Annotated in this window: 11 protein-coding genes and 2 pseudogenes; 12 read left to right on the top strand and 1 reads right to left on the bottom strand. The window is 42.6% G+C overall.

Annotation, left to right across the window (positions count from 1 at the left end; all coding sequences use genetic code 11):
- Positions 1-205: 205 nt before the first annotated feature.
- The 11 genes from M1L23_RS04245 (at position 206) to M1L23_RS04195 (ending at position 13,295) form a co-directional block, all read left to right on the top strand.
- Positions 206-547: a hypothetical protein gene (locus M1L23_RS04245; RefSeq protein ID WP_252625874.1), complete on the top strand. Its 342-nt coding sequence runs from the start codon at positions 206-208 to the stop codon at positions 545-547.
- Between the two features lie 135 nt (positions 548-682).
- Entirely contained in the window at positions 683-2,179 is a 1,497-nt protein-coding gene (locus M1L23_RS04240; RefSeq protein WP_252625873.1) for an SIR2 family protein, read from the top strand.
- A gap of 233 nt (positions 2,180-2,412) precedes the next feature.
- Positions 2,413-3,024 (top strand): hypothetical protein, encoded by a 612-nt coding sequence (locus M1L23_RS04235; RefSeq protein ID WP_252625872.1) that lies wholly within the window; start codon positions 2,413-2,415, stop codon positions 3,022-3,024.
- A 538-nt stretch (positions 3,025-3,562) separates the two neighbouring features.
- Positions 3,563-5,278, top strand: a complete 1,716-nt coding sequence (locus tag M1L23_RS04230; RefSeq protein ID WP_252625871.1) for a class I SAM-dependent DNA methyltransferase — start codon at positions 3,563-3,565, stop codon at positions 5,276-5,278.
- Positions 5,268-6,686, top strand: coding sequence for a restriction endonuclease subunit S (locus M1L23_RS04225; protein ID WP_252625870.1), 1,419 nt, complete (start codon positions 5,268-5,270; stop codon positions 6,684-6,686). Before M1L23_RS04230 ends, M1L23_RS04225 begins: the two co-directional genes overlap by 11 nt.
- Positions 6,683-7,621, top strand: a complete 939-nt coding sequence (locus tag M1L23_RS04220; protein ID WP_252625869.1) for a COG2958 family protein — start codon at positions 6,683-6,685, stop codon at positions 7,619-7,621. Before M1L23_RS04225 ends, M1L23_RS04220 begins: the two co-directional genes overlap by 4 nt.
- Positions 7,622-7,635: 14 nt before the next feature.
- Positions 7,636-8,127, top strand: coding sequence for a virulence RhuM family protein (locus M1L23_RS04215; protein ID WP_252625868.1), 492 nt, complete (start codon positions 7,636-7,638; stop codon positions 8,125-8,127).
- Complete coding sequence (locus tag M1L23_RS04210; RefSeq protein ID WP_252625867.1) at positions 8,096-8,245, top strand: hypothetical protein; 150 nt, start codon at positions 8,096-8,098, stop codon at positions 8,243-8,245. The genes M1L23_RS04215 and M1L23_RS04210 overlap by 32 nt, the downstream gene beginning before the upstream one ends.
- Positions 8,246-8,256: 11 nt before the next feature.
- The gene (locus tag M1L23_RS04205; RefSeq protein ID WP_252625866.1) at positions 8,257-11,412 is read left to right on the top strand and encodes a type I restriction endonuclease subunit R; all 3,156 of its coding nucleotides are present in this window, start codon (positions 8,257-8,259) and stop codon (positions 11,410-11,412) included.
- Between the two features lie 69 nt (positions 11,413-11,481).
- Positions 11,482-13,008, top strand: coding sequence for a hypothetical protein (locus M1L23_RS04200; RefSeq protein WP_252625865.1), 1,527 nt, complete (start codon positions 11,482-11,484; stop codon positions 13,006-13,008).
- 143 nt (positions 13,009-13,151) lie between these two features.
- Entirely contained in the window at positions 13,152-13,295 is a 144-nt protein-coding gene (locus M1L23_RS04195) for a hypothetical protein (protein WP_252625864.1), read from the top strand.
- Positions 13,296-13,455: 160 nt separating this feature from the next.
- Here M1L23_RS04195 and M1L23_RS04190 read toward each other — a convergent pair.
- Positions 13,456-14,428: pseudogene (locus tag M1L23_RS04190) on the bottom strand (IS30 family transposase).
- A gap of 284 nt (positions 14,429-14,712) precedes the next feature.
- Between M1L23_RS04190 and M1L23_RS04185 the strand changes: the two are divergent.
- Positions 14,713-15,786 (top strand): annotated as a pseudogene (locus M1L23_RS04185) (IS3 family transposase).
- Positions 15,787-15,819 lie beyond the last annotated feature (33 nt).

Here is a 15,819-nt window from a genome sequence, read left to right as displayed (position 1 = left end):
ATAACCAACAAATTATGTAAACGGTGACTTTCCTACAGAGGACTTTCACCTCATTAGTTCATGCCCATGCTGGGCGTACTCAAGGTCGTCAACGCGGACAAAAAACTTGTTGGCTGTTACGCTTCGCTTCACATTTTAGCCAACAATTTTTGCCGGTTACAACGGCGTTTGCTTAAGTCTGACTTGATACACAACGGAGATAGGTATGGGAAGCATTAAAGGTTACGTAGAGGTTGAGCTGGAAAAGGCGACGGGTGATAAGAATACAATTACTGTCGACGGAAGTCAGTTTGGCTTAGAGGAAGGTGGCGACTGGAGTCGATATCCTGATGACGGCAAGCTATATGCTGGATTTCTATTTATTGCATTTTGTGATGGGTTTGACTTGGTACTCAGTACGAGTATCCACGGAAACGTCTTCACTCACTACAACCTGAGTTTGCGTGAAGCCGAATACGAAGAGTTTGAAATAGAGACAGCCTCTATTACTCAAGATGAGCTTGACTTGACCAATTTATTTCCAAATCAAGTTGAAGACATCGACTAATGATCAGCTCCTGTGTCAGCTAACAATCACAGGCACGGCGACGCCCACTACATTGCGGCTTCGCCTTCATTTCGTAGCCGCGCATGCTGTTGGCGTTATAGCTGGTCGTCAGTTTTCCCATAACCAAGGAATATTATGAAAGTAAGAGAATTTATATCAGGTTACCGGAATCATCCAGTACTGTTCCTAGGAGCAGGGGTTAGCCTGAGATACTTAAAAAATTCATTTACCTGGGATGGGTTACTTCGGCACATTTCTTTTGAGCTAAAAGGAAATTCAGAATACTACCTTGATATCAAAGCGAGCTGTGAAGACGAAGGGCACTACGACTTCCTTAAGATGGCCAGCCTAATAGAAAACGATTTTAATCAGGCTCTCTTGGAAGATAGGAATGGTAAGTTCAAAGAGACAAATGATTTATTCTACGAAGGAATGGAGCAAGGAATAAACCAAAGTAGATTTAAGATATATATTTCGAGCTTACTAGGTTCATTAGAAATACGAGAAAGCATGCAAGATGAAATTTCTGAGCTAAAAAAAATTCGTAAAAATATTGCTTCAATTATTACGACTAATTATGACCGATTTGTTGAGGAAACATTTGAATTTCAACCTTTGATTGGAAATGACATTCTATTGAGTAATCCTTATGGTGCTGTATACAAAATACATGGATGCGTAAGCAATCCTTCTAAAATTATAATTACAGAAGATGATTACAAAAATTTCGACTCAAAGTATGAGTTGATTCGTGCGCAATTACTATCGATTTTTATACATAACCCGATCGTTTTTATGGGCTACGGAATTGGCGATGAGAATATAAAGAGTCTTCTAAAGACGATTTTTACTTATGTAGAGCCAAATTCAGAAAATGCAAAGAAAATTAGAGATAATTTTTTACTAGTGGAGCATGAAGAAGCTTCACATTCCCACGATATAACTGAGCATGATATAGACCTTGAAGGGTTTTCTACAATACGTATCAACAAGATCAAAACTGATGATTTCAAAGAGGTATATTCTGCAATTTCTGATTTAGAGTTACCTATCTCAGCTATGGACATCAGAAAGGTGCAAAATGTAGTTAAAGAAATTTATGCGGGAGGCAGCATTAAAGTCAACGTCACGGAGGACCTAGATTCACTAAATAATAGTGACAAGATAATCGCAATTGGTTCGTCAAAAACAATTCAGTATCAATATCAAACATCTGCTGAAATGATGGGTAATTACTTCAAGATTATTGACGAATCAAACTCTCAAATCCTTACATTAATTAATAAATACACAATTCAGAGCACACAATATTTCCCTGTTTTTGCTTTCAGTCGGATCTATTCAGAAATAGATAACCTCGAATTGCTGAAGGAAAGGCAAAAGGCAAAGGTAGAGTCAGCGTTGGAATCGTTAACGGTACCTTGCCAAACGGAGCACCGTTCTATCTCCGATATTATGGGGGACGAGAGCATTACTGGCAGTAATAAAGATAATGCAATTCTTTGGGCTACTTACAAAGGGTTCCTAAACCTGGAAGAAGTCGAGGAATATTTGAGAAAATTTCAAAAAAAATCGGATACACCCTACAGAAGAATTCTGTGTGCCTATGATATCAAAAAATATGACCTGTAATGTGGTTATAACAAAGCATTTCAGCGGACAAGCCGCTGAATGAGCCATTAACTTGGGATTTCCCAGACTTGGCTCAATAAATATATTGACGAGATCGCATCAGTTAGTGGCTTATAGTTTTAACAATATACTGGAACTGAAGTTGCTCGCTGGAGTTCCTAAGCTTCTGCAGAGGGAGGAGCTATATACTTATACTCTCTTGACTCATCGAGCGACGTTACAAGGACTAAGTTATGACTATGTTTATGAGCGTTGATTTGCACGAGTATGTTTTTGTTGCAGTAGATAGGCAAGTTTCGATAGGAAATAGTATTGCTGATATAAAACAGGCTCATCAATCAACAAAGCTGATTCAAACATCTAATTCAATTTGCACTGGATGTGGCCTACAACCAGTCATTGAGCGTATAAGTAATCGTTTTCAAACTAAAAATCTTGATAAGAAGTTTTTGGATAGGTTTAAAAATGAATATCCACTAGAATTCTTGAATATGACCACCGCAATTATTATTCCGAAACTCAGTCAGGAAAACGAGAGAATAATTTCAGTTGAACTTAATGAGGAAAGCAAAGATCCTATTCAGTTTGTAGGAGGGATAATAGAGGGCTCATCTGGTATCAAAAATAAGCATAGAGAGGATTTTATTAATTCCTCAAGTGCCTTTGTACGAGCTAGAAATAATGGCATCGAGTGCATAGCTTTTAAAGAGTTTATGAAAAGTATTTCTAGTATATTTCAGCAAGTATCTACTGTTACTCCAGAAGTTAGCAGTACGTTTGACTATTGCTTTCAATCTTCTAAAGGGAAGCGTTTCTTGAATAAACTACCAAACCATACCTTTTAATAGATAACATCTGTAACTGCGCCTCGTTGAGGGGTATGTTTTTTTAAAAGAGAATAAAAGTAGTTAGATTGTTAAAATTTAATCACGGTGTTGAAGTGGTTCGACATTGTCAAAGCAAAGGAGCGTCAGATGTCTTTACAGGAGAGCATGCTTATAATTATACCGTTTACAATTTTATTTAGTGGTGTTGGATTTGCCATTTGGATGAACCTGCGGGATTGTAAAAAACGTAACAATAAGCACGATGATAAGTAAGTAACATTGATATTAGAGCTAGCGCTAAGTGTAGGGTTATAGAATCAGCCATATTACCGATCATTCTCAATACAATACCCTCAGTGGTGTAGGTATGTTTTATGTGCAAAGTGAATAAAGCCCGCCTTACAGAGCAAAAGCGTCAAATAGTGTCGTGCTATTATTTATACTGTTACTAACGATATTTTTTATTTTAGCCCGAGCTAAGTTTTTGTCGCTAAATATGAATGAAGCCTAAAGCGGCAACCAGTAAGTATATAAAGAGATAACTATTGAGAGAGCTATGCAAAATACGGAACAGAAGTTTTTAAAGGAGCTTGATAACAAGCTATGGAAGGCTGCGGACAAGCTTCGCGCAAACATGGACGCGGCGAACTATAAGCACGTGGTGCTTGGGCTTATTTTTCTGAAGTACGTTTCAGATGCCTTTGAAGAGCGACAAGAAGAGCTACTGAAGCTATTTAAAACTGACAGCGGCGATAATATTTATTTCATGTCGAGAGACGATTTCGACAGCGAAGAAGATTACCACCAAGCACTGCAAGACGAATTAGAGCAGTTGGACTACTACCGTGAAGCGAACGTGTTTTGGGTTCCCAAAGCAGCTCGTTGGAGTACGCTTCGTGAAAAAGCGGTACTGCCAATAGGCACTGTCCTCTGGCAAGACGACGCGAGCAACGACGTGAAGTTACGCTCTGTGTCTTGGTTGGTCGACAACGCGCTGGAAGAAATAGAAAAACACAACAAAAAGCTCAAGGGCATTCTAAACCGCATTAGCCAGTATCAGCTTGATAACGAAAAGCTACTCGGTTTGATTAACACCTTTTCAGATACCTCGTTCACCAAACCCGTGCTAAACGGTGAGCCCCTTAACTTGCAGAGTAAAGACATTCTCGGCCATGTGTACGAATACTTCCTTGGCCAGTTTGCTTTAGCTGAAGGGAAGCAGGGCGGTCAGTACTACACGCCAAAAAGCATTGTGACCTTAATTGTTGAAATGCTCCAGCCATACTCTGGCCGCGTGTATGACCCAGCCATGGGCTCCGGTGGGTTCTTTGTTTCCAGTGATAAGTTTATCGAAGAGCATGCCAGCGAGCAGCATTACGATGCAGAAGAGCAAAAGAAACATATTTCTGTTTATGGTCAAGAGTCGAACCCAACCACATGGAAGCTCGCGGCCATGAACATGGCCATTCGTGGCATCGACTTTAATTTCGGTAAGAAAAACGCCGATACTTTTTTAGATAACCAGCACCCGGACCTACGTGCCGATTTTGTGATGGCCAACCCACCGTTTAACATTCGTGATTGGTGGAGCGAGTCACTAGCGGATGACGTGCGCTGGAAATACGGCACACCGCCCAAGGGCAACGCTAACTTTGGCTGGATGCAACACATGCTGCACCACTTAGCACCAACAGGCAGCATGGCCTTATTATTGGCTAACGGCTCGATGAGCTCGAACACCAATAATGAAGGTGAAATACGCAAACGCTTAATCGAAGAAGACTTAGTGGAATGTATGGTCGCCTTACCGGGGCAATTGTTCACCAACACCCAAATACCCGCTTGTATTTGGTTTTTAACTAAAGACAAAGCCAACGGGCTTGTACGCAACGAGAAAAAACGCGACCGCCAAGGTGAAATTCTGTTTATTGATGCCCGCAATATTGGCTATATGAAAGACAGAGTACTTCGCGACTTTACCAGCGACGACATTGCCAAAGTAACCGACACCTTCCATGCCTGGCAAAAGGGCGAAGGTTATGAGGATGTTGCCGGTTTTTGTAAATCGGCAAGTTTCGATGAAATTAAAAAACACGACTTTGTACTCACCCCCGGCCGCTACGTAGGTGCAGAAGCAGAAGAAGACGACGGCATTCCCTTCGCCGATAAAATGGCGCGCCTAACCGGCACTTTAAAAGAACAGTTTGCTGAATCCGACCGATTAGAAGCCGAGATTAAGACGAACTTAGCGGGGTTGGGTTATGAGTGCTGACTGGCCTTTAAAAAGACTTTCTGAAGTTGCAGATTTTTTAAACCATAAGCGAGTACCCCTTAAGAGCTTAGATAGAGACAAGCGCCAAGGAGGCTTCCCCTATTATGGAGCATCAGGGATTGTTGATTCGATAGACGACTATATTTTTGATGGTAATTATTTGCTTATTTCTGAAGATGGTGAAAACTTACGAACAAGAAATACACCAATAGCATTTCAGGCTAATGGTAAGTTCTGGGTTAATAACCATGCTCATATTTTACAAGAAAAAGAAGAAGGAATTCTCGATTATTTAGAGTACTACTTCTCTAATCTCGACTTGACTCCATACATTACTGGTGCGGTTCAACCTAAGCTAAACAAAAGAAATTTGGACTCCATCGAAGTGCCAATTCCACCTATGCATAGTAGGTTAGCTATCAATCAAGTGTTGAATTCTTTTACTAACAAAATCGAACTCAACCGCCAGACCAACCAAACCCTAGAGCAAATCGCCCAAGCGATTTTCAAAAGCTGGTTTGTCGATTTTGAGCCCACCCGCGCCAAAATCATCGCCCAAGACATGGGCGCAAACAGCGCCACCCAAGAACTCGCCGCCCAAGCGATTATCTGCGGTGCCATCACACTAGAGCAACTGGCAGATACCGAACCACAAACCCTAAGCACCTGGCTAGAACAAAGCATCCAGCAAAAACTAAACCAAGCCAACCCCACCGGCATCAACCCCGACCAACTAAAAACCACCGCCGCCTTATTCCCCAATGCACTGGTGGAGTTAAAGGAAGGAGGCTTAGCTCAACAATATAATATTATTCCAGAGGGGTGGAGTGTGAATCCGATATATGACATTGCTGAAGTCATATATGGGGCTCCTTTTAAGTCTAAACTCTTTAATACTGATGGTGATGGGCTTCCTCTAGTTAGGATCAGAGACTTGAAACAAGAACGGCCAGGCGTTTCAACACCAGAAGTGCATCCAAGAGGCTACTTAATACAAAATGGTGATTTGCTTGTAGGTATGGATGGTGAGTTTCGGCCGTATATTTGGGGCGGCCATAAAGCATGGATGAATCAACGAGTCTGTACTTTCAAGCCAAAGAGAAACCTTTCTGCTGCGCTAATTAGAGAGTTTATTAGTGCTCAATTGCGTTTTTTTGAACTTACAGCAGTGGCAACAACTGTAATACATTTGGGAAAAGGCGATATTGATGGTTTTACTTACTTAGAACCAAACAATGAATTACTAAATATTTGCAGCGATGTCCTAGAGCCTATTTTTCAAAAAATTGTTTCTAATAAAGTTGAGTGTATATCGTTAGAAGAATTAAGAGATACCTTACTCCCTAAACTCCTCTCCGGTGAGCTCGATGTTTCAGCATTAGCCGATAATTCAGAGGCTGACGCATGAGTAAAACCCGCGTACAAATGATTATCGAAACCCTGCGCGATAATCCTAATAAAAAGTTCACCGCACGCGATTTAGCCGCTGAGTTTCTAAAGCGTTACCCGGCAGAAATCGCCGAGAAGCAAAGCAATCCGCGCTACGACACGCCAGAAAAACTGCTGGCGCAACTGGCCGCCGAAATTGGCGGTGAGCGGACTGTCAGAGCAAAAAAACTGTGCGCCAATGTGGCGACTCAAGACAAACCCAGACCTAGGCTTTATTACTGGGATGCAAACCCCCAGCAAGCCGTTGAGTTTGATAATGGTGCGGATGCAGAAGGCGACGAACAAGAGCTTGAACTGCCCGTGCTCACACCTAGTTACAGTGAGCACGAGCTGTATCCCTTGCTGATTGAGTTTTTACATAAAGAGCATGGTCTGTACTGCCAACGTATTGATGAGAAAACCTCTAAAAATAGTCATGGTAGCGGCGGTAACCGTTGGTTACACCCGGATGTTGTTGCGTTAGAGCCGCTTGACCAGCATTGGGATGCTGTGGTGAAAGACTGCGTACGTCATGGCAACGACAGCTCGGTTCGCTTGTGGTCGTTTGAGGTGAAAAAGCAACTGACTAAAGGCAATGTGCGGCAGTGCTTTTTCCAAGCGGTGTCTAACTCTACTTGGGCAAGCTTTGGTTACTTGGTGGCTACTGGTTTAAACAACGATGTAGAGCCAGAACTACAAATGCTTGCCAGCTTGCATGGCATTGGCGTGCTGATACTAAATACCGACTCTTTATTCGATAGCCAAATACTGATCCCCGCCCGTGAGCGTACCAATATTGATTGGCAGTCGGTGAATCGCATTGTCAGTGAAAATACCGACTTCCACCGCTTTATTGAGCAGGTGGGGATTTATAGCCAAACCGGGCGTTTGGTGAATAGTGTGTGGAATAAATAAGAAAGGGTTAAGCCATGGCTGACCAGCAAATCCAAATATTCATGAGCGAAGATGGCCAAGCGCAGCTAGAAGTTGCACTTGAGCAAGAAACGGTTTGGCTGAATCAAAGTCAGATGTCTGTTTTGTTTGATACCACTACTGATAACGTCGGCTTACACTTAAAGAATGTTTTTTTAGAAGGTGAACTCGATGAAAATCGAACTACCGAGGATTTCTCGGTAGTTCGCCAGGAAGGAAAGCGACAGGTTCGCCGTCGCATTAAACACTACAACCTAGACGCCATTATTTCAGTGGGCTACAGAGTCAGCTCGAAACGAGCGACCCAGTTTCGGCAGTGGGCGACAAAAACCTTAAAAGACCATTTGGTCCAAGGTTATACCCTTAATCAACGCCGCCTTGCTGAGCGCGGAATTGAATTTGAACAAGCGGTACACTTACTGAGTCGCACCTTAACCAACCAAGGGTTGGTGAGCAATGAAGGCGAAACCAGTAGAACAATTGATTAACGACAATACTCTGGTAGCCTTAGCTTTATTAGTAGCAGAAAGCTTACCTGAGCAGAAAAGCTTAATGATTCGGTTGATTGAGCACTTTATTTTGCTGAAGGAGCCACCCCAGGGTTAAGGACAAATGGAATGACCGAAGATCAATTAGAGCAAGAATGCCTAGCCTGGTTTGCTGAAGAAGGCTGGGAAGTTGGCCATGGCCCGGATATTGCCCATGATGGGGCGGCTCCTGAGCGAAGTGACTACCGTCAGGTATTGCTTTTGGCGGATGTAGAAGCCGCTTTACGCCGCATTAATCCGCACCTTCCTGAAAGCTGTATTGAGCAAGTGGTAGACGTTGTTCGCAAACCGGCGAGCTTAGATGCCGTGGTGAATAACCGTGCTTTTCATCGTCTATTACTTGAAGGGGTGCCGGTTGAGTATAAACGAGATGAAAAAACAGTTCATGACCAAGCCTTCCTAATTGATTTTGAAAATATTACCGCCAACCGATTTAGAGCCATAAACCAATTCACCCTTGAAGGGAGCAAACAGTTACGCCGCCCGGATGTGATTTGCTTTATTAACGGATTGCCGTTGGCCGTTCTCGAATTAAAAAGCCCAACCGCTGAAAATGTCGATATTTGGGATGCCTACAACCAAATACAAACCTACAAAGACGAAGTACCTGAGTTATTCGCTTTTAATGAGGCAATTATTATTAGTGATGGTTACAACGCACGTGTAGGCTCTTTAACGGCCACCCAAGAGCGTTATATGCCATGGCGCACCATTAAAAATGAAGACGATAAACCTTTATTAGAATGGCAACTCGAAACCATGGTGCGCGGCTTCTTCAACCGTGAACTCTTTCTCGACTACATTCGCTACTTTGTGATTTTTGAAACAGACTCAGACAAGCTCATTAAAAAAATAGCTGGTTACCACCAGTTTCACGCGGTGCGTGAAGCGGTGAGGGCGACGGTCATTGCATCTCAAGCACCTGAAATGAATATGGCAGCTGATCCTCGCGCCACCTATGCAGACAATGTAGTGCAAGGTAGTAAAAAAGCTGGCGTTGTGTGGCATACCCAGGGCTCTGGGAAAAGTATTTCTATGTGCTGTTATGCAGGGAAACTGTTACAACAGCCCGAAATGAACAACCCCACTTTAATAGTCGTTACCGACCGCAATGATCTCGATGGCCAGCTTTTTGCGACCTTTAGTGCGGCCAAAGAGTTACTGAAACAAGAGCCTATACAAGCGGAAGACAGAGACACCTTGCGTCAATTACTCGCAGAGCGAGAGTCCGGTGGTATTATTTTCACCACAGTACAGAAATTTGCGCTGTTAGAAGATGAAAAAGGGCACCCCATTTTGAACAGCCGCCACAATATTGTGGTGATTTCTGATGAAGCTCACCGCAGCCAATACGGCTTGAAAGCGACCTTAAAAGAAGATGGCAGCTACAAGTTCGGTTATGCCAAACATATGCGTGATGCAGTGCCAAATGCCTCGTTTATTGGTTTTACAGGTACCCCTATTGCCAATGAAGACAAAGACACCCGCGCCGTATTTGGTGATTACGTGTCTATTTACGACATTCAAGATGCCGTTGATGATGGCGCCACCGTACCTATTTATTATGAATCTCGATTAGCCAAGCTTGATTTGAACCGCGACTTAATTGAAGAGCTTTCAGACCAAGTTGAAGAAGTGATTGAAGATGAAGAAGACGTGGGCCAGCGGGAAAGAACCAAAGGTGAATGGAGCCGGTTAGAAAAGCTAGTGGGTGCAGAGCCTCGTTTAAAACAAGTGGCAGAGGATTTAGTCGCACACTTTGAAATGCGCACGGCGACCATTGACGGTAAGGCGATGATAGTGGGCATGAGTCGTGATATTTGTGCGCAGCTTTATAACGAAATAGTAGCCATACGCCCTGAGTGGCACGACACAGACCCAGAGAAGGGCGCTATTAAAATAGTGATGACGGGCTCGGCCTCTGACAAACCCTTGCTACAGCCGCATATTTATAACAAACAAACCAAAAAGCGTTTAGAAGCACGCTTTAAAGACCCAAACGACCCGCTTAAACTGGTGATTGTACGGGATATGTGGCTGACCGGTTTTGATGCCCCTGTGTGCCATACCATGTATATCGATAAGCCCATGAAAGGGCATAACTTAATGCAGGCCATTGCCCGTGTGAACCGGGTGTTTAAAGACAAGCCAGGTGGCCTAGTGGTGGATTACATAGGTATTGCCAACGAGTTAAAGCAAGCGCTACAAACTTACACGGACTCAAAAGGCCGAGGTACACCCACCCATAGCGCCGAAGAAGCCTACGCCATACTACTGGAAAAGCTTGATGTGATTCACGGCATGTTTGCCACCGGCTCAAATGGTAAAGGTTTTGATTATTCAGGCTTTGAAACAGAGCCGAACAAACTACTGATACCTGCTGCCAACCACATACTTGGTCTTGAAGACGGCAAAAAACGCTTTTTGGACACCGTTTTAGCATTGAGTAAAGCCTATTCACTATGTGGCACCTTAGATGAAGCGCGGGCATACCATAAAGAAATCGCATTCTTCTCAGCAGTAAAGTCCGCTATTGCAAAGTCTACAAGCCCAGATAAGAAACTGAGTGAAGCCGATAGGAATTCCGCATTAAAACAAATACTAGATAATGCCGTTGTCGCAGAGGGAGTGGCTGATGTATTTGCACTGTGTGGTTTGGATAAACCCAATATTGGCTTATTGTCTGACGAGTTCTTAGAAGACGTTCGCAGAATGCCGTACAAAAACTTTGCTGTCGACTTACTGGAAAAATTACTAAAAGACGACATTAAAGCCAAAACACGTACCAACGTGGTGCAAGAAAAGAAGTATAGCGACCGCTTGCAAGAAACCCTACGCAAGTACAACAACCGAGGCATTGAAGCAGCGCAAGTGATAGAAGAGCTCATTGCCATGGCCAAAGAGTTCCAAGCAGAGCTAGAGCGTGACGAAGCATTAGGACTCAACCCCGACGAAGTCGCTTTTTATGACGCATTAGCCACAAATGAAAGCGCTGTACGCGAGCTTGGCGATGAAACCTTAAAAGCCATAGCCGTTGAAGTAACAGACAAGCTTCGCGCATCTACCACCGTCGACTGGCAAGTGCGTGAAAGCGTGCGTGCGCGCTTACGAATTCTCGTGCGCCGAACATTGCAAAAGTACAAATACCCGCCAGACAGAGCGCCGGAAGCCATAGAGCTTATAATGCAGCAAGCAGAAGTGCTGTCGAATGCGTGGACGCGGTGATTCTGTAGAGTCACAACTTATTTTAGGAAAGTTAAACAGTTAGAAAATCTAAAACCAGGAGGATCGCAAATGAGAGACCCTTTTTTGAATAAAACAAAGATAAGCTTCGATGACGAACTTATGATTGAATCTGGGCCTAGTAATAGTGTCCGCTCTAAGCCAGATTTAAACCCATCGTTTAGAGAAGGTAAGGAGAACGTAAGACAACCCAATAATACGCATTATAGAGGTGATGCTTATGTTAATGAAAAGATTGCAAACCCTTTTTCAGTAAAGGATATTAATGGTAAAAATGAACAGAATAGTTTATCCAAAGAGTTAGAAATATTAATTGACGAGTATACGTGGCACGAAAATGGCGACTCTTATGTTAATGAAAAGATTACAAACCCTTTTTCAGTAAAAGTTATTAATGGTAAAAATGAACTGGATAATTTATCTAAAGAGTTAGAAATATTGAATGACGAATTAACGTGGTACGAAAATAGCAGTATTGATGAGCTAGAAGAGTTGCTTGGAAGCCTTATACAAGAGAGGAAAGATTTAAAAACTAAAATCACGAAGACGTCTGAAATGTTAAAAGACTTGTTTTATAGCAATAAAGATTTTACAGAGACGAAAGAAAAGCATAGCTGGAGTCCATCTAGCATTTTAAATAGAGTTAGTAAATATTTAACTAAGGACGTATTAACTACAGGCGAAATGTTAAAAAGGGGTTTAGAGGCGGATTTAATAAGAAACAAAAATAAACTTTCTGAAGTCGAATCAGCTATTGATACTGCAGGAAAAAACATCAATATTTTTTTAAGCTTTGATTTGCAGTCTAAGGAAAGACGTCGCTCTGATATAATTGAAGTGCAGAATAGGAAAAGAGTTGAGTTAGATTGTTTAATAGATCGAAAGCGCTCGCTTGATGATGTTCTTGTACCAATTACAATTGAATTTAACAAACATAAAAACAGGATGCGTCGGGCAGAATACAATATAAATCGGGCACAAAAACTTAATGTAAAATTATCAAATGCTGCCAATAGTTATGAAAGAAGCGAAATACATAAAAAATGTGAAAAAGAATTTAAAGTAGGAAGCCCTAATACTGTTATTAATAAAGCTAGAACTGAGATACTTACTTTAGAGCGTAATTTAAATAAGCTGACGAAGCGGGCAGAGCACGAAATAAAAAAGGCAATTAGAAAAATTGACGTTATAATTATTGATGGGAACAACCTTTGTTATGAGGGAGGTGACTTCATTGGGCTTGCTGCTTTGAGAGCGTTGATTCCAGAAATTCAGAGTTCGTATGAGGTGAAGTTGGTATTTGATGCTTCAATTAGGGCGAGGTTGCAATCTAGTGATAGCTATATTCGCAAAATATTTGGAGGTAGTATAAAAGTTCATATTGTAGCGACAGGGGTTGCAGCGGATGAAACGGTGCTGGATCTAGCTGGTGATCATAATTCAACTTTTGTTATTAGCAACGATCGTTTCATAGACTACCCTGAAAAGTCAGCAGTAGTAAATAACCGACTAATACGTCACGAAATTTTAGATGGTAAAATTTCTGTCTCAGACTTGAATATATCTAAAGCCTTTTAAATACAATAATTGTACTTGACTTAGCAATAGCAAAAAAACAATATGATCCGATTGAGATAAGGATTCAATTATTCGAAGTGAATAAAGTAAATAGTAGTGGCTATGCCACTTAATAAATTGAAAACATATAAAGGGACTAAACCATGGCTGGAAAAATAAAACTACCTCATAAATGCCCTAAGTGTGGTGCTGTTGCTAAAACAGAACCTGAATTAGATAAGATATTTGGATATAGAACTCAAAGCGGTGGTGTAACTAACCAAAGCCAATGTAAGAAGTGCAGATGAAAAAAGTGCAGATGAAAACAATAAGTTGCTTAACAGATACCGCCTAAAAAGAAATTAAAGAACTAATCATATTTTATTTGTAAACGGCATGTTCAACTTCCACTAGCCAAGCTAAAACTTTTATAACTAGCAAGTTGTAATGTAAAGTTCCTAGATTCAACTAATAACTGCAACACTCGCTCTGCGCGTACTGCAATTGCTCTTTAAAAATTACATCGGGTTGTTTAAACCCCAAAACCTTTCGAGGTCTTAGATTAATTCGCTGCTGGAACTTGCTCAACAACTCATTGGTTAAGCTCCGTAAACTTGTTCCTTTCGGAACATATTGCCGCAATAGGCCGTTGGCATTTTCGTTCGCGCCACGCTGATACGATGCGTACGGGTCGGCGAAGTAAACATCCGCATCTACAGCGGCTGCGATACGCTTGTGCTCGGCAAACTCTAAACCATTATCAGCCGTTATTGTGTGCACAAGTGATTGAAAAGGCTTCAACAATATCAATTAACGCATCAGCAACTTCGGTTGCGTTTTTACTGAGCACTTTACGGGTAACATAGAAGCGACTTTTGCGCTCCAAGGCTGTCACGATAGCGCCGGTCCCTTGTTTCCCGATGACGGTATCGATTTCCCAGTCGCCATAACGCCCCAGTGTTTCGACAACAGTGGGTCTGTCGTGGATAGACCGTCTGTCTACAATGCGGCCACGCTGCTTATGCATTCGTTTTCTGTAGCGCTTGAGTCTGTGTCTTAAGTGCTCATGCAACTGACCACCGCGTTTAAAATCCCGAATGATGTAACTGTAAACCCATTCATGGCTCACGGGTCGGCCTATACGCTTACACACAGCAGAGATTTGCTCTGGGCTCCAGTCGCATTCGAGAAGTAACTTTACAGCCGCTACCGTGCTTTTGCAGAGGCCTCGCTTGTAACTGTTCGAGCGCCTTTGTTTCGTTTTATCATGAGCATGGCAGGGCTCATAGCAACCTGGTGTAACTGAGTTTCGTCGAAGCTCTCGGCTTATCGTCGATGGTGAAACGTCCAGTTTTTCTGCAATTCTTCTTAGTGAAAATTTCTCTGAGAGAAGCAACGAAATCTGGTATCGTTGCCCCTCGGTCAGCTGCCGATAACTCATGTTGGAACTCGCTTTTTTTGGTCGAAAAGTAAGACTACCACATGTCGGTAGCTGACCTCTCTTCGACCTATCCCATTACATGAGTGTTGCGGTTATTATCTGAATTCAGGGTTCGTTATTATGAAGTAAAACTTTATTAATCAGCTTTTCATCAAATTATTAGGCACCCGGAAACTGTCAAGCTATTCGTGTAGCTATCGTTACTGGGTGTGACCTCTCCCCCAAAAATAGAACCATGACATCGATGAGATATCCATTAAAATGGGTCAAGTGGAGATCTCAAAATCAAGAAACGTTACAGCGAAGAACAAATCATCAAGGCCATTAAAGAGCACGAGGTCGGAGCCAAGGTTGAAGGCATTTGCCGTCGCCTGGGCATATCGAATGGCACTTTCTACAACTGGCGCAGTAAATATGCGGGCATGGAAGTTAATGAAGCGAAGCGTTTGCGCGAGCTTGAAACTGAGAACACCAAGCTGAAGAAACTTCTGGCGGAAAAATGCTGGAGACGGAAGCTTTGAAGGATGTCGTATCAAATAAGTGGAAAAGCCCGCCAGCAAAAAGCTCGTGGTAAAGCACTTAGTGACCACGTTTAATCTTAGTGAGCGCCTGGCGTGCAAGTTGGTCGGGCTGAGTCGAACCGCTTATCGATATCACCCTAAAAAGCGCCAAGATGAGCCTGTCACGGCTCGTTTAAAGGAACTGGCAGTCGAGTATCCGCGTTATGGCTACTTGATGCTGCACGGCCTTCTGAAGCGCGAATGATTAGTTAAAAACAAGAAACGGACGTATCGTTTGTATACAGAGCAAGGACTCCAGCTTCGCACTAAAAAGCGTAAGAAACTAACGCGACCACGTGTTGTGATGGACGCTCCAACCGCGGTAAATCAACGTTGGTCGATGGACTTTGTTTCTGACCAATTAGCTAACGGACGGCGCTTTCGGGTTCTAAACGTTGTTGATGATTTCAGTCGCGAAGTCGTTGGACAACTGGTATGAGCGTCGATTTCAGGGCAGCAAGTCGCGCGGTTTTATCGCAAATCATTGAGACTCGCGATAGGCCGGATTCGATTGTTTGCGACAACGGCACCGAATTTACCAGCAAGTCTATGTTCTTCTGGAGTAAAACCAAAGGTGTTCGCCTGAGCTTTATCCAGCCAGGCAAACCGACACAGAATGCGTTTGTGGAAAATCTGAACGGTAAGTTCAGAAACGAATGTCTGAATCAGCATTGGTTCAGAACACTCGAAGAAGCACGGTACGACATTGAGCAGTGGCAGCGACATTACAACGAAGAACGCCCCCAAAGTTCATTATAGTAATTACCGCCATCGGAATATACAAAACAGGTGGCATAAAACTGAAATCTCATTGAAAATATGGTGTTATTT

This window comes from Aliidiomarina quisquiliarum (assembly GCF_023922585.1).
Lineage (GTDB): Bacteria > Pseudomonadota > Gammaproteobacteria > Enterobacterales > Alteromonadaceae > Aliidiomarina > Aliidiomarina quisquiliarum.
The sequence above is the reverse complement of the archived record's forward strand: the minus strand, read 5'-3'. Positions and strand labels throughout refer to the sequence as shown.